Origin of the sequence: Methylocystis sp. Sn-Cys, assembly GCF_016745395.1 — a bacterium.
GTDB lineage: Bacteria > Pseudomonadota > Alphaproteobacteria > Rhizobiales > Beijerinckiaceae > Methylocystis > Methylocystis iwaonis.
Genome location: NZ_JAERVJ010000012.1, coordinates 17,720 through 32,871 on the forward strand (window position 1 = coordinate 17,720; position 15,152 = coordinate 32,871).

Sequence of the window (15,152 nt, forward strand, 5' to 3'; positions counted from 1 at the left end):
CGCGACGCTCATGCAAAACAAATCGTTAACTCCGCGAGACAATTTAACTATGCACGCTGTAGGTTGCTCCTTGGTTACCGGGTTCGAAGAATCCGAGGGGTATCCAGCGCGGATGTCGAGAGCCGCCCTATGTTCCGCCCGGGGGGCGATAAGGGAGGCGGAGCCTATGCGGTCTGTTGTTCTTGCCTTTGGCGCGCTCTGCGCCTTCGGGGTTTACGGCGCCGCTGCACAGACGAGCGGCTTGCGTTTCGCAGACGAGCTGGAGTGGAAGCCGGCGCCCGCCGATCTTCCCCGTGGCGCAGACGTTGCTGTGCTCTTCGGCGATCCGCAGGAGTCTGGGCCTTTCGTCATGCGCCTGCGCGCGCCGGCGGGCTATCAGGTGCCGGCGCACAAGCATTCCGATATGGAAACGGCGACGGTGATCTCGGGAACGCTGCGGTTCGGCGAAGGCCCGCGTCTGGACCCACGCGCGGAGAAATTCCTGCACGCAGGAGATTTCATCGTCGCGACCCCCGGCATGGGGCACTGGTTCACGGTCAATGAGGACGCGGTGGTGCAGGTGTCGGGCACGGGGCCATGGAAGATCGAATATCTCGATCCGCGCGACGATCCCCGGCAGAAAGGCGCGATGCGCGACTGAGCCAAGGCAGCCGCTTTTGGCGGCTGCCAATCATATCATTTCCGTTTGAATAGCTCACATGGGGACGTGTCATTCCCGGCGGGCTGAAAGCCCGACCGGGAATCCAGAGCCCAAAAGCGCCGGTTTTGCTCTGGATTCCCGATCGCTCGCTAGCGAGCGTCGGGAATGACACGCGTCGCAGGCTCGCTATTCCGCGCTCTGGTTTAAGAGTTCTGCGGCGCGCCGCCGACGCGCCGGTAGATGAAGTCCGGCGGTGGCGCGTGCGACTCCGTTTCGGCATAGGCCGCAAAACGCGCATGTTCCGGCGAGAGATGACAAGCCGGATCGGTCGCCGTGGGATCGCCGGTGACGGCGAAAGCCTGGCACCGGCAGCCGCCCAGATCGATCTCGCGCCGGTCGCAGGACGTGCACGGCTCCTTCATCCAGTCCGTGCCGCGATAGGCGTTGAAGGCCGCGCCGTTCAGCCAGATATCGGCGAGCTTGCGCTCGCGAACGTCGTCGAAAGAAAGGCCCGGCAGCGTCTGCGCGGCATGGCAGGGCAGGGCCTTGCCGGAAGGCGTCACCGCCAGGATCGAACGGCCCCAGCCGCCGGTACATTGCTTCGGACGCGTCGCGTAATGGTCGTGGATGACGAAGTCGAAGTTGAGCACGCCCTGCAGGCGCTTCTTTGCGTCCTCGACGACGCCAACCGTCTCCATGAAGGTCTCGCGCGTCGGGATTAAAGCCGCGCGGTTGAGCTGCGCCCAGGCGTAATATTGGATATGCGCGATCTCGATGCGCTGGGCGTCGACCTCGACGGCGAAGTCGATGATCTGCGGCAAATGCGCGATGTTCTGCCGGTGCATGGGCGCATTGATCGTGAGCCCCATGCCAAGCTCGCGCACCCAGCGCGCGACGTCGCGCTTCTTCGGCACGCCGCCTTCAAAGGCCGAGATGCGATCGGCGCTTTCGGGCACGATGTCCTGGATCGAGACCTGCACATGATCGAGGCCGATCTCGGCCAGCCGCGCCAGCCGCTCACGCGTGATCAGCACGGCGGAGGTGACGAGATTGGTGTAGAGGCCGGCCTCGACCGCATAGGCCAATATCTCTTCGAGATCGCGCCGCGCCGTGGGCTCGCCGCCGGAGAGGTGCAATTGCAGCGCGCCGATAGACGCCGCCTGACGGAAGGTCTCGCCCCATTGCTCGGCCGTCATCTCGACATTCGAGCGCTCGAGCTCCAGCGGGTTGGAGCAATAGGGGCATTGCAGCGGGCAGCGATGCGTCAGCTCGGCGAGAAGGCCCGCGGGCCCGCCTGTGAAGGGCGAAATGGATGAGGCGAAATCGGAGAGCTTCGGCGGCGCGAAAGGATCGACGCCGTCGCGCAGGAGGCGCTTGTCGGCGAGGCCCTGCAGCAGATTTGTTACGTCGCGCGTGATGACGTCGAGCGGGGCCGCGTATTGCTGCGCGAGGCTGGCGCAAAGATCGGCGAGGCGCGTTTTGCCGTCGATGGCTTTGAGCACGATGAGGCCGATCGGGTCGAGCTCATAGGCGCGTTCGGGCGCGAGGATAACGGTGCGCGCGCGTGGGCGATCTTCGTGCAGACGCGAATAGCGCGTGAAGCCGGGGCGGGAGTCCGGGCCGATGATGTAGCGTGTGGTCATTTGTTACCCGGTTACGTCGGGGCGGCGCCCCCTCCCTGTCCCTCCCCCGCTTCACGGGAGAGGGGACGCTCACGATCAGCGTACTCGATGAAGGCCACCGCCAACTCCCTCTCCCGCGTAGCGGGGGAGGGTTGGGGAGGGGGTTATTCCCCCGGCCGCCAGGCCCCCGGGGGGATCAGCCCCGGCGTCACATAGGCGTGATGCAGCGCGTCGAGCTGCGCCCACAGCACATTGCATTTGAACCGCACGGCGCCGACGCAGGCTTCCTGCTCTGCGCGGGTTTTCGCATTGTCGAGCACATAGCCCAGCGCAAATTCGGAGTCGCGCGGCGCCTGTGAGAGACGGCGCTTGAAATAGGCCATCACATGGTCGTCGACGAAGTCGTAATTCTCCAGCATCCCCACGATGCGCTCGCGATGGATGGAGGGCGCGAAAAGCTCGGTCAGCGACGAGGCCACCGCCACGACGAGCGGCTGCTCCACGACGAAGCGCACATAGGCTTCCACCGCGAATTTCGTCGCGGGCAGGGCGCCGCGGCGCGAGGTGACATATTCACGCGTAAAGCCCAGCGCGTCGGTCAACACCAGCCAACGCTCGATGCCGCCGGCTTCCTCGCCGAGCCCGTCGTGGTCATGGATGCGGTGAATCCATTCGCGGCGCAATTCGCGGTCATGGACGCGGCTCATGAAGGCGGCGTCCTTGCGCGGCACGGCCTCCTGATAGCAATAGCGGTTCAAGGCCCAGGCGGCGACCTGAGCTTTTTGCAGCTTGCCGCCGTGCAGAAGCTTATGGAACTCGTGCTTGTCGTGATAGCGCTCGACGCCGACATTGCGGATCGCGGCCTCGAAATCGGTCCTGGGCAGCGGCGCGGCGTCGCGCCAATCGGTAGCGATCTCGTTCAAAGCGTCACCTCCATGCCGTCCGCGCCGACCTCCCAGCCTGCCGCCTGCACGACGGCGCGCTGTGTCGAGTTTGCGTCGAGGACCGGATTTGAATTGTTGATGTGCACGTAGATTTTGCGCGCGACGTTGAGCGGCGCGAAACCGGCCATCGAGCCGTCCTCGCCGCTCATGTTGACGTGGCCCATGCGCGAGCCGGTCTTTCCCATGAGACCTTGCTCGATCATCTCGTTCTCGTGGAACAGCGTGCCGTCGAAGAAGACGAGCGCGGCGCCGCGCAGACGGTTGGCGAGCGGCGCATCGATCTTGGCGCACCCCGGGATGTAGAAGAAGGATTTGCCCGTCTTCGTCTCGATGACTTCCAGGCCCAGCGTGTCGCCCGCCGAGGTGCCGAAATTCGGCGCGTTCTGGTCTTCGAGATAGAGCGCGATCTTGCCCGGCACGGGAAAGGCGCGGACGGAAAGGCCGAGATCGACGCCGGCGCCTGTGAGCGGGGTCGCCTCATCCATATGCAATTCATTGCGCGGCACGAGTTGCGCCTGCAGGATCGTGAAGATCTGATTGGCTGCGAGCGCCTGCAAAACGCGGTCCGCTGCATAGATGCTGAAGGGCTGCGCTTCGCGCAGGTTCAACAGGCCGGCGACGTGATCGACGTCGCCATTGGTGAGCGCCACCGCTTTGATCGGACTCGCGCGCACGGGATCGCCTTCGGCCGGCGCGAGCGCCGGGGCGGCGGCGATCTGCTCACGCAGATCGGGCGAGGCGTTGAGCAAAACCCAATTGGCGCCGTCGGCGCTTACGGCGAGCGAAGATTGCGTGCGCGGCGTAAAGCCCGGCGCGCGAGCGCGCACCGCGCGGCAATTGGCGCAATTGCAGTTCCACTGCGGGAAACCGCCGCCGGCGCCCGAGCCCAGGATTCTGATCCGCATCGCGTCTACAGCGCTTCCTAACGAGCGCCGTTCTCCCTTGTGAGAGCAATCGGGCGAACGCAATCTGTCTCGCTCGGGCGCCCAATACCTCCCCTTTACGGGGAGGTCGGCGGTCGTAGACCGCCGGGTGGGGTTCTCTCCGCGATGACAGTGGTTGGGGCTTGCCCCACCCGACCCGTACAGGGGAGGGATGGGATCGCGCCCGGCGTTCAGCCAATTGCCCAGTCTTCTTTTGGGCGCGCACTATGCACCCTCGGCGCGGCCGCGCAAGTGCGGCATATGTTCGCCTTTGTTTAACCTATCTTCGCAACTTTGCCTCGGGACCGCGGGCCGACTCGCCCCGCTTTCGTCGCTTTCTCGCGTAAGAAGGAAAGCGCCGGGCCAAGGCTTCGCATCGCACCACCTCACTTACGGGAAACTTTCCCGGCTGCGCCGGATCGAACCACTTTGCGCATCACGCTTCCGCTTTCGACCCTCCTCGCCGCGACGCTGCTTTCCGGCTGCGTCTCCGACGGCATGCGCGCTGTCGACGGCCATTGGACCAATGCCGTCTCCATGGTCTCGGGGCCGCAGGGCGAGCCCAATCGCATCCCGCTCTTTGTCGCTTCGACGCGGCGCGGGGAGGGCGCGACGGACGACGGGCGTGCGCATTTCTCTCTCACCGCCATTGGCGTGCCGCAAAACCATCGCCCCGGCGCGGTGGAGCGGCCGAGCTTCGGCGGCGCGGACAAGAGCCGCCATTTCACCGTGCTTTCCAAGCGTAACATGGACGAGGAGGAGTTCTACGGCGAGCTTGCCGCCCATGTGTCGGGCCGCATCGGCGTCTCGCGCGACATTCTGCTCTATGTGCACGGCTTCAACACCAGCCATGACGAGGCGCGGTTCCGCCTTGCCCAGGTCGTGGCCGATGGCGGCTTTTCCGGCGTGCCGACGCTTTTCTCGTGGAATTCACGCGGCGGCCTCTTCAACTACGAGTCCGACAAGGAAGCCGCGACCGTCTCGCGCGACGCGCTCGAGAAGGTGGTGCTCTCGCTCGCCAGGACGCCTGGGGTAGGGCGCATTCACATCCTCGCCCATTCCATGGGCTCCTGGCTCACCATGGAGACGCTGCGCGGCATCGCGCTTTCCGGCCATCCCGATCTCGACGGCAAGCTCGGCGAGGTGATGCTCGCCAATCCCGACATCGACCTCAACGTCTTCCGCCAGCAGGTCGCGCGGCTCGACCCGCATCGCGTCTCGATCTTCGTCGCCAACAACGACCGCGCCTTGTCGCTCTCCTCGCGGATCGCCGGCGATCGGCCGCGGCTCGGCGCCATGGACCCCTCGAAGCCGCAGGATAAGGCGGAGATCGACCGGCTCGGCGTGGCCGTGCATGATATTTCGTCCTTCTCGACGGACTTCATCGGCCATGGCGCCTTCGCCGAGGCGCCCGATGTCGTGCGAAAGATCGGCGCGCATATCGCCGCGCCGCGCGCGCAGGACTCGGACAAGCAGGCGATCCCGGATTTCAGGGGCGAGGATACAGGAACCGCCACCGTTCCGCAGACCCCGCCGCCTCCGGGGGCCGTCCAGAAAGTCGAGACATCGCCGCTGCCGCCGGTTGCGGGGCGCTGACGGCAGGGGCTCCGAATTCGGGTTAACGAGCGGATGTGTTCTACCGTCATGGCCGCGCTTGTCGCGGCCATCCACGCCGCGCCGACGCGGCGAGCTGAGAACATGAGCGGAACAAACGCCGCTTCTTCTGCCTGCGTGTCGTAACGTCCCGGCGTGGATGCCCGCGACAAGCGCGGGCATGACGCGGCTGCGTAGGCTTTGTTAACCTGGATGCGGAGCCCCGCGCTGACGGCTGGAAAGGTTGCCTAACGCGCCCCCGCGGCCTATTGGGAAATTCAACTTCTCGCCGCGAAACGCCAAGGCGCCGGAAAAGCCATGTCCAATGTCACGCTGATCGACAATTACGACAGCTTCACCTTCAATCTGGTCCACTACTTCGGCCAGCTCGGGGCGAATGTCACGGTGCATCGCAACGACGCGGTTTCGGTCGCGGAAGTGCTGGCCGGCGCGCCCGACGCCATCGTGCTCTCGCCCGGCCCCTGCACGCCGCATGAAGCGGGCATCTGCATGGATCTGATCAGAGCCGCCGCCGAGACCGTGCCGATCTTCGGCGTGTGCCTTGGCCATCAGTCTATCGGCGAGGTTTTCGGCGGCGAGGTGATCCGCGCGCCGCTGCCGATCCACGGCAAGATGGCGACGATCCTGCACCACGGCGACGCCGTGTTTCGTGGCATCGACGGGCCGTTCCAGGCGACGCGCTATCATTCGCTCGTCGTCAAACGCGAGACTCTGCCGTCGTGCCTGCGCGTCACCGCCGAGACGCCCGACGGGCTGATCATGGCGCTCTCGCACAATACGCTGCCGACCCATGGCGTGCAGTTCCACCCCGAGAGCATCACCTCGCAGCACGGCCATAAGATCTTGCAGAATTTCTTGGACATTGCCGCGGAGTGGAATGTGGCGCAGCGCGGTCGGGCGAAGGTGGCGTAGGGCCCCCTCCCCAACCCTCCCCCGCTTCGCGGGAGAGGGGGCAGACCGTCGCCTTAATCCAGAACGCGGATCGCGAGCGTCCCCTCTCCCGCTTGCGGGGGAGGGACAGGGAGGGGGCAGCCCCTCGGGCAGACCCTCTATGCAAGACTTCAAACCCTATATCGCCGCCATCGCCGAAGGCGAGCCGCTCGCTCGCGAGGAGGCGCGCGCCGCTTTCTCTCTCATTTTCGAAGGCGCTGCGACTCCGGCGCAGCTCGGCGCCTTCCTCATGGGCCTGCGCATGCGCGGTGAGACCGTGGAGGAGATCATCGGCGCGGCGCAGGCGATGCGCGCCGCCATGACCCCGGTCGAGGCGCCGCCCGGCGCGATCGACATCGTCGGCACTGGCGGCGACGGCGCCGGCACTTTCAACATCTCGACCCTCGCCGCCATTATCGCCGCCGCCTGCGGCGCGGTGGTGGCTAAGCATGGCGGCAAGGCGTCCTCATCGCGCTCCGGCGCTTCGGACGTGCTCGGCGAGCTTTCGGTGAAAGTCGGCATTCCGCCCGCCGCTGCGGCCGCCTGCCTGCGTAACGCGGGCATCTGTTTCATGGCCGCACCGACGCATCATCCGGCGCTGCGCCATGCGGGTCCGGTGCGCGCCGAGCTTGGCGTGCGCACGGTTTTCAATCTGCTCGGGCCGCTGTGCAACCCGGCTCGTGTCGAGCGGCAGGCGCTCGGCGTCTATTCCCGCGATTGGCTCGAGCCGCTGGCGCGCGTGCTGCGCGAGATGGGCTCGCGGCGGGTCTGGCTGCTTCATGGGAGCGACGGCCTCGACGAAGCGACGACCACCGGCGTCACCCATGTGGTCGCGCTGGAGGATGGCGCCATCCGCGCCTTCGATATCACGCCCGAGGATGCGGGCCTGCCGCGCGCCACGACACAGGAGCTCGTGGGGGGCGATCCCGCCCATAACGCCAAGGCGTTGCGCGCGGTGCTGGCCGGCGCGCGGAACGCCTATCGCGACATCGCTGTGCTGAATACGGCCGTCGCCCTGGTGGTGGCCGAGCGCGCCGCCGACCTTCGCGAAGGCGCGGCGCTGGCGGCGAAAGCGCTCGATACGGGCGCGGCGGCGGCGAAGCTCGAAGCGCTGGTCAAGCACTCCAACGCGTAAACGCGCGCCTTAGCCGGGCAGGCGCCAAATCCGGCAGGGGGCGCCCGCCGGCAAAGGGGCGTCGCCCGGTTCGCGGATGAGCAGCGCCTGCGACTGCGCCAACTCGGTGAGTAGAGAGGAATCCTGCATCGGCTGCGGCGTGGCGACGAGGCGCCCCTCGGCGTCGCGGGACAGCCGCGCGCGCATATAATCGCGCCGCCCCTTGTTGGCGGGCAGGTTCGCGCCGGCGATGGCGGATTCCGTCTGGTCGGCTCCGGCTTTGGGATCGCCCTGCAGCGCGCGGACCAAAGGCGCCAGAAACACCAAAGCGCAGACGATCGAGGCCACCGGATTACCCGGCAGGCCGAGAATATGCGCCTCGCCCAGACGGCCGGAGATGAGCGGCTTCCCCGGGCGCATGGCGATCTTCCAGAAATCGAGCGTCATTCCCTGGCGGGCGAGCGCCGGGCGCAGAAGATCGTGATCGCCAACCGAGGCGCCCCCGAGCGTCACGAGAATATCAGCCTTGGCCGCGCGGGCGAGGCCGATGCCGCGCTCCAGATCGGCGAGATCATCGCGGAAGAGGCCCAGATCACTCACCTCAGCGCCTGCGCCTTCGGCGATCGCGCCAACGGCAAAACTATTGCAGGCGATGATCTGCGAAGGGCCGGGCTCGGCGCCGGGCGGCACGAGTTCGTCGCCTGAAGCGAGCAGCGCCACGCGCGGCCGACGGGCGACGGGGAGAGCGGCGTGATTCATGGCGGCGGCGAGCGCCAGTTCCGCGGGACCGAGACGGGTTCCGACGAAGAGCCCGGCGGCTCCGGCGCGGAAGTCGAGACCCGCCACACGGATGTGATGGCCCGGCGCTGCGCCCGATTTGGCGCGAATGGCGCCCTCAGCAACGTCGGCGTCTTCCTGCAAGAGGATGGCGTTGGCGCCGGCCGGCACGGGCGCGCCCGTGAAGATGCGAACGGTTTCGCCGGGGTTCAATGCCGCGGCATAGCCATGCCCGGCGGCGCTTTCGCCGACGAGCTTCAGCGGTCCTGCGGCGAGGTCGGCGCTCCGCAGCGCATAGCCATCCATGGCCGAGACATCGACCGGCGGCTGGGTGCGCTTGGCGACGAGGTCGCGCGCGAGCGTGCGGCCGCGCGCGGCGGCGAGCGGCGCTTCTTCCTCGCCGAGAAGGGCGGCGTCGGAGAGAACGCGCGCGAGAGCGTCGTCGACGGAGAGGAGCTTGTTATCGGCCATAGGATTCTCTTTTGCTCGACGAAGCGCTGCTGTCTGCCGTCATTGCGAGGAGCGAAGCAATCCAGAGCCGCTTCGCTCGCAATGACGGGCCTTGCGTGAATGCTGGGCGTGAACTCATCCCTCCCCTTTACGGGGAGGGTGGCCCCGCGAAAGCGGGGTCGGGTGGGGTAAGGCCCCACCACCGCCGTTGCGGCGTGAGCCCCACCCGGCGGCCTTTGGCCGCCGACCTCCCCGTAAAGGGGAGGTATGAGAGGCTCACAACGCCAGACCGTCATTCCCGCCGCCAATCGCCGCTCTTGCCGCCCTCTTTTGAAACAAGCTCCACCCCCTCGATGCGCATGGCGCGATCGACGGCTTTCAGCATGTCGTAGATGGTGAGGCAGGCGACAGAGACCGCGGTCAGCGCCTCCATTTCGACGCCGGTCTTGCCGGTGACGCCTGCCGCGACGTCGACGCGCAGGCCGGGAAGAGATTCGTCGGGCGTGATCTCCACGAAGACGCTGGTGAGGGGCAGGGGATGGCAGAGCGGAATAAGCTCGCTCGCCTTTTTTGCCGCCATAATGCCGGCGATGCGCGCGACGCCGAAGACATCGCCCTTCTTGGCCTGCCCCGCAACAGCGAGCGCCAATGTCTCCGGCGCCATGACCACGCGCCCTCGCGCCCGCGCGAGGCGTTTCGTGTCCGCCTTGGCGGAGACGTCGACCATATGGGCGTCGCCGGTCGCGGAGAGATGGGTGAGCTTGGTCATGCGTCCGAGAAGGGTTGGCTTAGCCGTTCAGCAACTTCCGCGCCGCCGCCTCCACATCGTTCTGCCGCATCAGGCTTTCGCCGACGAGGAAGGTAAAGATGCGGGACGTTTCGAGACGCAGGCAGTCGTCGTGCGTTTCGATGCCGCTCTCGGCGACGATGATCTTGTCGAGCGGAATTTTCTCAGCGAGGCGCTCGCTGGTTTCGAGCGACACCGAGAAATCGTGGAGATTGCGGTTGTTGATGCCGATCAACCGGGTCTCCAGCGCCAAGGCGCGATCGAGCTCGCGCTCATCGTGCACCTCGACCAGAACGTCCATGCGCAGATCATGGGCGGCGGTGTTGAGCGCCTTCGCCTCTTCATCGCTGACGGCCGCCATGATGATGAGGATGCAGTCCGCGCCATAGGCGCGGGCCTCGAACACCTGATAGGGATCGTAGAGAAAATCCTTGCGGATCGCCGGCAGATGCGCGGCCTTGCGCGCGGCCTCCAGATCCTCGAGCCTGCCCTGGAAGGACGGCCCGTCGGTGAGGACGGACATGCAAGCGGCGCCGGCCTTCTCATAGGCCCTGGCGAGTTTCGGCGGGTCGAAGTCGGCGCGGATGAGGCCTTTGGAAGGGGACGCCTTCTTTATTTCGGCGATGAGCGCGATGCGGCGCTCGTTCAGCTTCGTCTCGATTGCGTGCACGAAGCCGCGCGGCGGATCATGGTCGCGCACATTGCGCTCCAGCGTCGCGAGCGGCATGCGCACCTTGGCCTCGGAGATTTCGGTGCGCTTATAGGCTTCAATGCGGTCGAGAATATCGGTCATGTCTTTTGCCCAAAGCGGGAGGCGCCGCGCCCCGCCGTTGATTCAATAACTGAATAGCGGATCGCAACGCGCAAGCCTATCCCACAAGAGGTCGCGTGGGTGGGCCGAGGGCGAATTATGGTCAACGGCTTTCGGATCGGACAGTCACGTGATCGCTGGGCGTCAGCGAATCCCTCCCCTTTACGGGGAGGGTGCGCCGCGAGAGCGGGGTCGAGTGGGTAAAGCCCCATCACAGCCGTTGCGGCGTGAGCCCCACCAAGGGGAGGTATTCGGAGGCTAACTGCATCGCCTCGCTATTATACCGATCCCCCGAAACCGAACGCTCGCCCGTGACTTTGGCGGCGCAACATGGCAAAGAGGCCCCGTCGCGTCTCTGCTCAGGAATCGCGCTGCGGGAGCCCTAAATGTCCGTCATCGACTCCGTTCGCAAGGTCCTCGTTCCCATCCATCCAGAGGGCTATGTCTTCATCGCGGGCTTTGCCGTCGTGGCTTTCGTGCTCGACTGGATTTCCCCGACGCTCGGCTGGATCGGCTTCATCGCCACCGCCTGGTGCGTCTATTTCTTTCGCGATCCGCCGCGGGTCACGCCGCTGCGCGAAGGGATTGTCGTGTCGCCGGCCGACGGCGTCGTCTGCTCCATCGGCTTCTTCCTGCCGCCGCCGGAACTCGGCATGGGCGCCGAGCCTTTGCAGCGCATATCGGTGTTCATGAGCGTCTTCGATTGCCATGTGAATCGCATGCCGGTCACGGGCCGCATCGCCAAGATCGCCTACAAGCCCGGCATTTTCGTCAATGCCGATCTCGACAAGGCGAGCGAGGATAATGAGCGCAACGGCCTGATCATCGAGACGCCGCGCGGCCGCTTCGGCGTCGTGCAGATCGCCGGCCTCGTCGCGCGCCGCATCGTCTGCTTCGTCAAGGAAGGCGAAAATCTCGGCGTCGGCGACCGTTTCGGCCTTATTCGCTTCGGCTCGCGCGTCGATGTCTATATGCCGTCATCGGCCCGCGCCATGGTGGCGATCGGCACGCGGACCGTCGCCGGCGAGACCGTGCTCGCCGACATGACGGCGCAGGCGCCGGCGCTGACCTTCAAGACCGGCTGAGGCAGAAAAATATGAGCGACGATCCTCAGAACCTCGAGCTTTCGCCACTCGAGCTGCGCCGCCTGCGCTTCCGCAGGATCCCGATCCGGGTGGTGCTGCCCAATCTCGTGACGCTGCTCGCGCTCTGCATGGGCCTCACCGCGATCCGCTATGCGATCGAGGAGGATTTCGTGAAAGCCGTGACGGCCGTCATGGCGGCGGCGGTGCTCGACGGTCTCGACGGCCGGCTGGCGCGCGCGCTCAAGGGCACGTCGCGCTTCGGCGCCGAGCTGGATTCGCTCGCCGATTTCGTGGATTTCGGCGTAGCGCCGGGGCTGCTGCTCTATCTGTGGAGCCTGCACGAGATCAAAGGGCTCGGCTGGTTTGCGGTTCTCGCTTTCGCTATCGCCGGGGCGCTGCGTCTCGCGCGCTTCAATGTGATGATCGACGACCCGGCCAAGCCGGCCTGGCACGCGGAATTCTTCGTCGGCATGCCGGCCCCCGCCGGCGCGGTCACTGTGCTGCTGCCGCTCTATCTGCATTTCTCGGCGCTGGAGCTGCCGGCGTCCAAGGCGCTCGTGCCCTTTTACATTCTCTATGTGCTGGCCATCGCCTTCCTGATGGCGAGCCGCATTCCGCATTTCTCGGGCAAGCGCATGGGCCGCATTCCCCGCGACCTCCTCATACCGGTGCTCTTCGGCGTGGGCGTGACGGCGCTGCTCCTGGCGATCTATCCGATGGAGCTGCTCGCCGTGGTCAGCGTCGCCTTTTTGGCCGCCATCCCGTTCAGCGTGAAGCGCTTCAATGCGCTGGCGAAAGCGGAGGCGGAGAAGGCGGAGACGCAGGGGTAAAAACAGGGCTCCGAATCCAGGTTTAACGAACTCTACTCAGCCGCGTCATGCCCGCGCTTGTCGCGGGCATCCACGCCAAGACGTTACGACACGCGGGGGAGCTTGCGTCGTTGCGCTCATGTTCCCAGCTTTTCCGCGTCGGCGCGGCGTGGATGGCCGCGACAAGCGCGGCCATGACGGGAGCGCTGAGGGGGTAAAAGCTGACCGTTGCTTTTTTGATAAAGTGGCTGACGCCCCTCATGCTTCGAGACGCCTGCTGCGCAGGCTCCTCAGCATGAGGGGCTTCTGCTGTCTGCGCCAAACACTTAGGCCCTCATCCTGAGGAGCGAGCGAAGCTCGCGTCTCGAAGGAGGAGGCCGCCTCGGAGGCTTTATACTATTTCCGGTTGAATAGCTCGCGTGGGGACTTGTCATTCCCGACGAGCCAAAGGTCCGATCGGGAATCCAGAGCCACAAGAGCGCTGGTTTTACTCGGAGCCCGTCATTGCGAGCGAAGCGAAGCAATCCAGGGCGGCGATGCGGCCCTGGATTGCTTCGTCGGCTCGGCCTCCTCGCAATGACGGGTGCCAAACGGCGCGAGCGTCGGGGATGGCGCCGAACCAATCGAGCGGATCTCGTGTGACTGCTTTTACTGAGGCTGCAACCCGCGCCGTCCGAAGCGCCAGTCCGGCCGCGCGTCTCGGATCATCATAATTTCTGCAATTGACTGGCGGGTGAGGAGGCCGACGAGCCTCCCGTCGGGGTCGATGACGCCTACAGGGTCGCCGGCGTTGAGCTTGGGGATGGCCGCGTCGACCATCTCGTCCGATCCGATGGTCTCCACTTCTTTCCGGGCGAAAGGCGCGACCGGCGCGCCGGGATCGGCGGCCCGAAGGGCTTCGACGATCTCCCCCCGCGACAGCAGGCCGACGAGCCGCCCGGCCTGATCCACCATCGGAAAATCATCCTGTGAGGTGGCGAGGAGCACCTCGATCGCTTCGCCCACCGTCGTTCCGCGTCCGATGGCGGCGATCCTTGTCTCCATGGCGTCGACCGCCGGCAATCCCCGCGCGGCCTCCGTGAGGGACATCATCTGCGCCTCGCCCGCCGCCGCCATATAGACGAAGATGGCGATGAAGATCAGCATCGGATGGCCGAAAAGCCCGGCAAAGCCCAGGAAAAAAGCGAAGCCCTGGCCGATCTGAGCGGCGATGCGGGTCGCCTGACCCTGGCCGAGCCACATGGCGAGCGCCGCGCGCAGCACCCGCCCGCCGTCCATGGGAAAGGCCGGAATCAGATTGAAGATCGCGAGAAAAATATTGGTCGCCGCCAACCGCTCCAGAACGCCGATATTCGGGTCGCTGATATGGGCCGCCTGGCCGAGATTGAAGGCGCCGGAGATCGCGAAGAGAAGTGCGGCGATGACGACATTGACGAAGGGGCCGGCGATCGCGACCAGAAGCTCCTGATACGGCCGCTTCGGCATGGATTCCATATCGGCCACGCCGCCGATGGGCAGCAACGTGACTTCATGCGAGACGACGCCGAACTTCCGGGCGGTGAGAATATGCCCGAATTCGTGCAGCACCACGCAAAGAAAGATGGCGGAGATGAACAGCACGCTTTCGCCGGCCGCATGCGCGCCGCCGCGCTGATAAGCGGCGATCCCGATCCAGGCCAGGAAAAGCAGCAGGGTAACGTGAACGCGCACAGCCGTTCCCTTGAACGTGCCGAGCGTAATCGACCAGCGCATATCAACGCCCCCGAAGCGTAAACGATCCGCTGAAACATAGGGCGCGCCGGGGCTTTTCGCCAGAGCAGGCCAGAGCTTTGCCCCCCAGAAAGCCAAAAGCGCCGGCGAAGCCCTGAGCGGGCCGCGCCGGCGAAGTCGACGATGGAAGGATGAGCAGAAAAATCAGAGGCGATAGCGAATCTGGTCGGTCCAGAAGCGCTCCAGCCGGGTCAGCGACTGGTTGAGATTGCGGAACTCGTCGACCGAGACGCCGCCAATGTGTTCGATGGTCGTGGCGTGCTTGTCGTAGAGCTGCGCAACGATGTCGTGAACTTCCTTGCCCTTGGGCGTGAGGCTGATGCGCACCGAACGGCGGTCGAGGCGCGAGCGGGCGTGATGCAGATAGCCCATCTCGACGAGCTTCTTGACGTTGTAGGAGACGTTGGAGCCGAGATAATAGCCGCGCGTGCGCAGCTCGCTGGCGGTCAGCTCCTTGTCGCCGATATTGTAGAGCAACAGGGCCTGAACGGAATTGACGTCGCCGCGGTCGCGGCGGTCGAATTCATCCTTGATCACGTCGAGAAGGCGACGGTGAAGACGTTCGACGAGCGTGAGCGCCTCGAGATATACCGGGCGGACCTCGCCGATGCGTTCCGCGCGGGTCGGCTGGGGTGCTGACTTCGTTGCGACGTTCATCTTCTCCTCCATCGTTCGATAGCATGTTGATCTTTGATGCACTCAAATTAGACCGATACGAATGAACTTGAGTTTAAATAACAGACTGAATCCCTTGTTTACCGACTAAAGGCGGCTTTCGGTGAACAGGGGCTAAATTCTAACAGTCGATTTAAGCTGAATCTGTCTTAAACATTTCGTGGATTGTATAAGGTTTTATGGAGAATCTTAACGTAGAGC

The 15,152-nt window shown here is 65.3% G+C and carries 14 protein-coding genes; 6 read left to right on the forward strand and 8 right to left on the reverse strand.

Annotated elements, in window-relative coordinates; all coding sequences use genetic code 11:
• The first annotated feature begins 166 nt into the window (after positions 1–166).
• On the forward strand, positions 167–640 hold the full coding sequence (locus JJT62_RS18315) for a cupin domain-containing protein (protein WP_202074234.1): 474 nt from the start codon (positions 167–169) through the stop codon (positions 638–640).
• Between the two features lie 203 nt (positions 641–843).
• On the opposite strand, the gene pqqE is transcribed toward JJT62_RS18315, so the two are convergent.
• From pqqE to pqqB, 3 genes are all read right to left on the reverse strand, one after another.
• Complete coding sequence (pqqE, locus tag JJT62_RS18320) at positions 844–2,283, reverse strand: pyrroloquinoline quinone biosynthesis protein PqqE (RefSeq protein WP_202074235.1); 1,440 nt, start codon at positions 2,281–2,283, stop codon at positions 844–846.
• Between the two features lie 143 nt (positions 2,284–2,426).
• Positions 2,427–3,185, reverse strand: a complete 759-nt coding sequence (gene pqqC / locus JJT62_RS18325; protein WP_202074236.1) for a pyrroloquinoline-quinone synthase PqqC — start codon at positions 3,183–3,185, stop codon at positions 2,427–2,429.
• Entirely contained in the window at positions 3,182–4,111 is a 930-nt protein-coding gene (gene pqqB, locus JJT62_RS18330; protein WP_202074237.1) for a pyrroloquinoline quinone biosynthesis protein PqqB, read from the reverse strand. The genes pqqC and pqqB overlap by 4 nt, the downstream gene beginning before the upstream one ends.
• A gap of 447 nt (positions 4,112–4,558) precedes the next feature.
• Between pqqB and JJT62_RS18335 the strand changes: the two genes are divergently transcribed.
• The 3 genes from JJT62_RS18335 (at position 4,559) to trpD (ending at position 7,808) form a co-directional block, all read left to right on the forward strand.
• A complete protein-coding gene (locus JJT62_RS18335) occupies positions 4,559–5,725 on the forward strand; it encodes an alpha/beta hydrolase (RefSeq protein WP_210340723.1) in 1,167 nt (388 codons plus the stop codon).
• 315 nt (positions 5,726–6,040) lie between these two features.
• On the forward strand, positions 6,041–6,655 hold the full coding sequence (locus JJT62_RS18340; protein ID WP_202074238.1) for an aminodeoxychorismate/anthranilate synthase component II: 615 nt from the start codon (positions 6,041–6,043) through the stop codon (positions 6,653–6,655).
• A gap of 139 nt (positions 6,656–6,794) precedes the next feature.
• Positions 6,795–7,808, forward strand: a complete 1,014-nt coding sequence (gene trpD, locus JJT62_RS18345; RefSeq protein WP_202074239.1) for an anthranilate phosphoribosyltransferase — start codon at positions 6,795–6,797, stop codon at positions 7,806–7,808.
• A gap of 9 nt (positions 7,809–7,817) precedes the next feature.
• Here the strand turns inward: trpD and glp are convergent, their stop codons facing one another.
• The 3 genes from glp to trpC all read right to left on the reverse strand — a co-directional run bounded on the left by glp (position 7,818) and on the right by trpC (position 10,594).
• On the reverse strand, positions 7,818–9,035 hold the full coding sequence (gene glp / locus JJT62_RS18350) for a gephyrin-like molybdotransferase Glp (RefSeq protein ID WP_202074240.1): 1,218 nt from the start codon (positions 9,033–9,035) through the stop codon (positions 7,818–7,820).
• Between the two features lie 271 nt (positions 9,036–9,306).
• Positions 9,307–9,783: a cyclic pyranopterin monophosphate synthase MoaC gene (moaC, locus tag JJT62_RS18355; protein WP_202074241.1), complete on the reverse strand. Its 477-nt coding sequence runs from the start codon at positions 9,781–9,783 to the stop codon at positions 9,307–9,309.
• A 19-nt stretch (positions 9,784–9,802) separates the two neighbouring features.
• Positions 9,803–10,594 (reverse strand): indole-3-glycerol phosphate synthase TrpC, encoded by a 792-nt coding sequence (gene trpC, locus JJT62_RS18360; protein ID WP_202074242.1) that lies wholly within the window; start codon positions 10,592–10,594, stop codon positions 9,803–9,805.
• A 404-nt stretch (positions 10,595–10,998) separates the two neighbouring features.
• On the opposite strand from trpC, the gene JJT62_RS18365 reads away from it, so the two are divergent.
• Complete coding sequence (locus tag JJT62_RS18365) at positions 10,999–11,697, forward strand: phosphatidylserine decarboxylase (protein ID WP_202074243.1); 699 nt, start codon at positions 10,999–11,001, stop codon at positions 11,695–11,697.
• 11 nt (positions 11,698–11,708) lie between these two features.
• Positions 11,709–12,527 (forward strand): CDP-diacylglycerol--serine O-phosphatidyltransferase, encoded by an 819-nt coding sequence (gene pssA / locus JJT62_RS18370; protein ID WP_202074244.1) that lies wholly within the window; start codon positions 11,709–11,711, stop codon positions 12,525–12,527.
• A 627-nt stretch (positions 12,528–13,154) separates the two neighbouring features.
• On the opposite strand, the gene JJT62_RS18375 is transcribed toward pssA, so the two are convergent.
• Both JJT62_RS18375 and ldtR read right to left on the reverse strand, forming a co-directional pair.
• Positions 13,155–14,258 (reverse strand): site-2 protease family protein, encoded by a 1,104-nt coding sequence (locus tag JJT62_RS18375; RefSeq protein WP_202074245.1) that lies wholly within the window; start codon positions 14,256–14,258, stop codon positions 13,155–13,157.
• A gap of 162 nt (positions 14,259–14,420) precedes the next feature.
• Positions 14,421–14,933: a transcriptional regulator LdtR gene (gene ldtR, locus JJT62_RS18380; RefSeq protein ID WP_202074246.1), complete on the reverse strand. Its 513-nt coding sequence runs from the start codon at positions 14,931–14,933 to the stop codon at positions 14,421–14,423.
• Positions 14,934–15,152: the final 219 nt, after the last annotated feature.

Excerpts from the sequence above, each read along its gene's own strand:
- ldtR (WP_202074246.1), bottom strand. The coding sequence starts at position 14,933 with ATGAACGTCGCAACGAAGTCAGCACCCCAGCCGACCCGCGCGGAACGC.
- glp (WP_202074240.1), bottom strand. The coding sequence starts at position 9,035 with ATGGCCGATAACAAGCTCCTCTCCGTCGACGACGCTCTCGCGCGCGTT.
- pqqE (WP_202074235.1), bottom strand. The coding sequence starts at position 2,283 with ATGACCACACGCTACATCATCGGCCCGGACTCCCGCCCCGGCTTCACG.
- JJT62_RS18315 (WP_202074234.1), top strand. The coding sequence starts at position 167 with ATGCGGTCTGTTGTTCTTGCCTTTGGCGCGCTCTGCGCCTTCGGGGTT.
- JJT62_RS18365 (WP_202074243.1), top strand. The coding sequence starts at position 10,999 with ATGTCCGTCATCGACTCCGTTCGCAAGGTCCTCGTTCCCATCCATCCA.
- trpD (WP_202074239.1), top strand. The coding sequence starts at position 6,795 with ATGCAAGACTTCAAACCCTATATCGCCGCCATCGCCGAAGGCGAGCCG.
- JJT62_RS18375 (WP_202074245.1), bottom strand. The coding sequence starts at position 14,258 with ATGCGCTGGTCGATTACGCTCGGCACGTTCAAGGGAACGGCTGTGCGC.
- pqqB (WP_202074237.1), bottom strand. The coding sequence starts at position 4,111 with ATGCGGATCAGAATCCTGGGCTCGGGCGCCGGCGGCGGTTTCCCGCAG.
- moaC (WP_202074241.1), bottom strand. The coding sequence starts at position 9,783 with ATGACCAAGCTCACCCATCTCTCCGCGACCGGCGACGCCCATATGGTC.
- pssA (WP_202074244.1), top strand. The coding sequence starts at position 11,709 with ATGAGCGACGATCCTCAGAACCTCGAGCTTTCGCCACTCGAGCTGCGC.
- JJT62_RS18340 (WP_202074238.1), top strand. The coding sequence starts at position 6,041 with ATGTCCAATGTCACGCTGATCGACAATTACGACAGCTTCACCTTCAAT.
- trpC (WP_202074242.1), bottom strand. The coding sequence starts at position 10,594 with ATGACCGATATTCTCGACCGCATTGAAGCCTATAAGCGCACCGAAATC.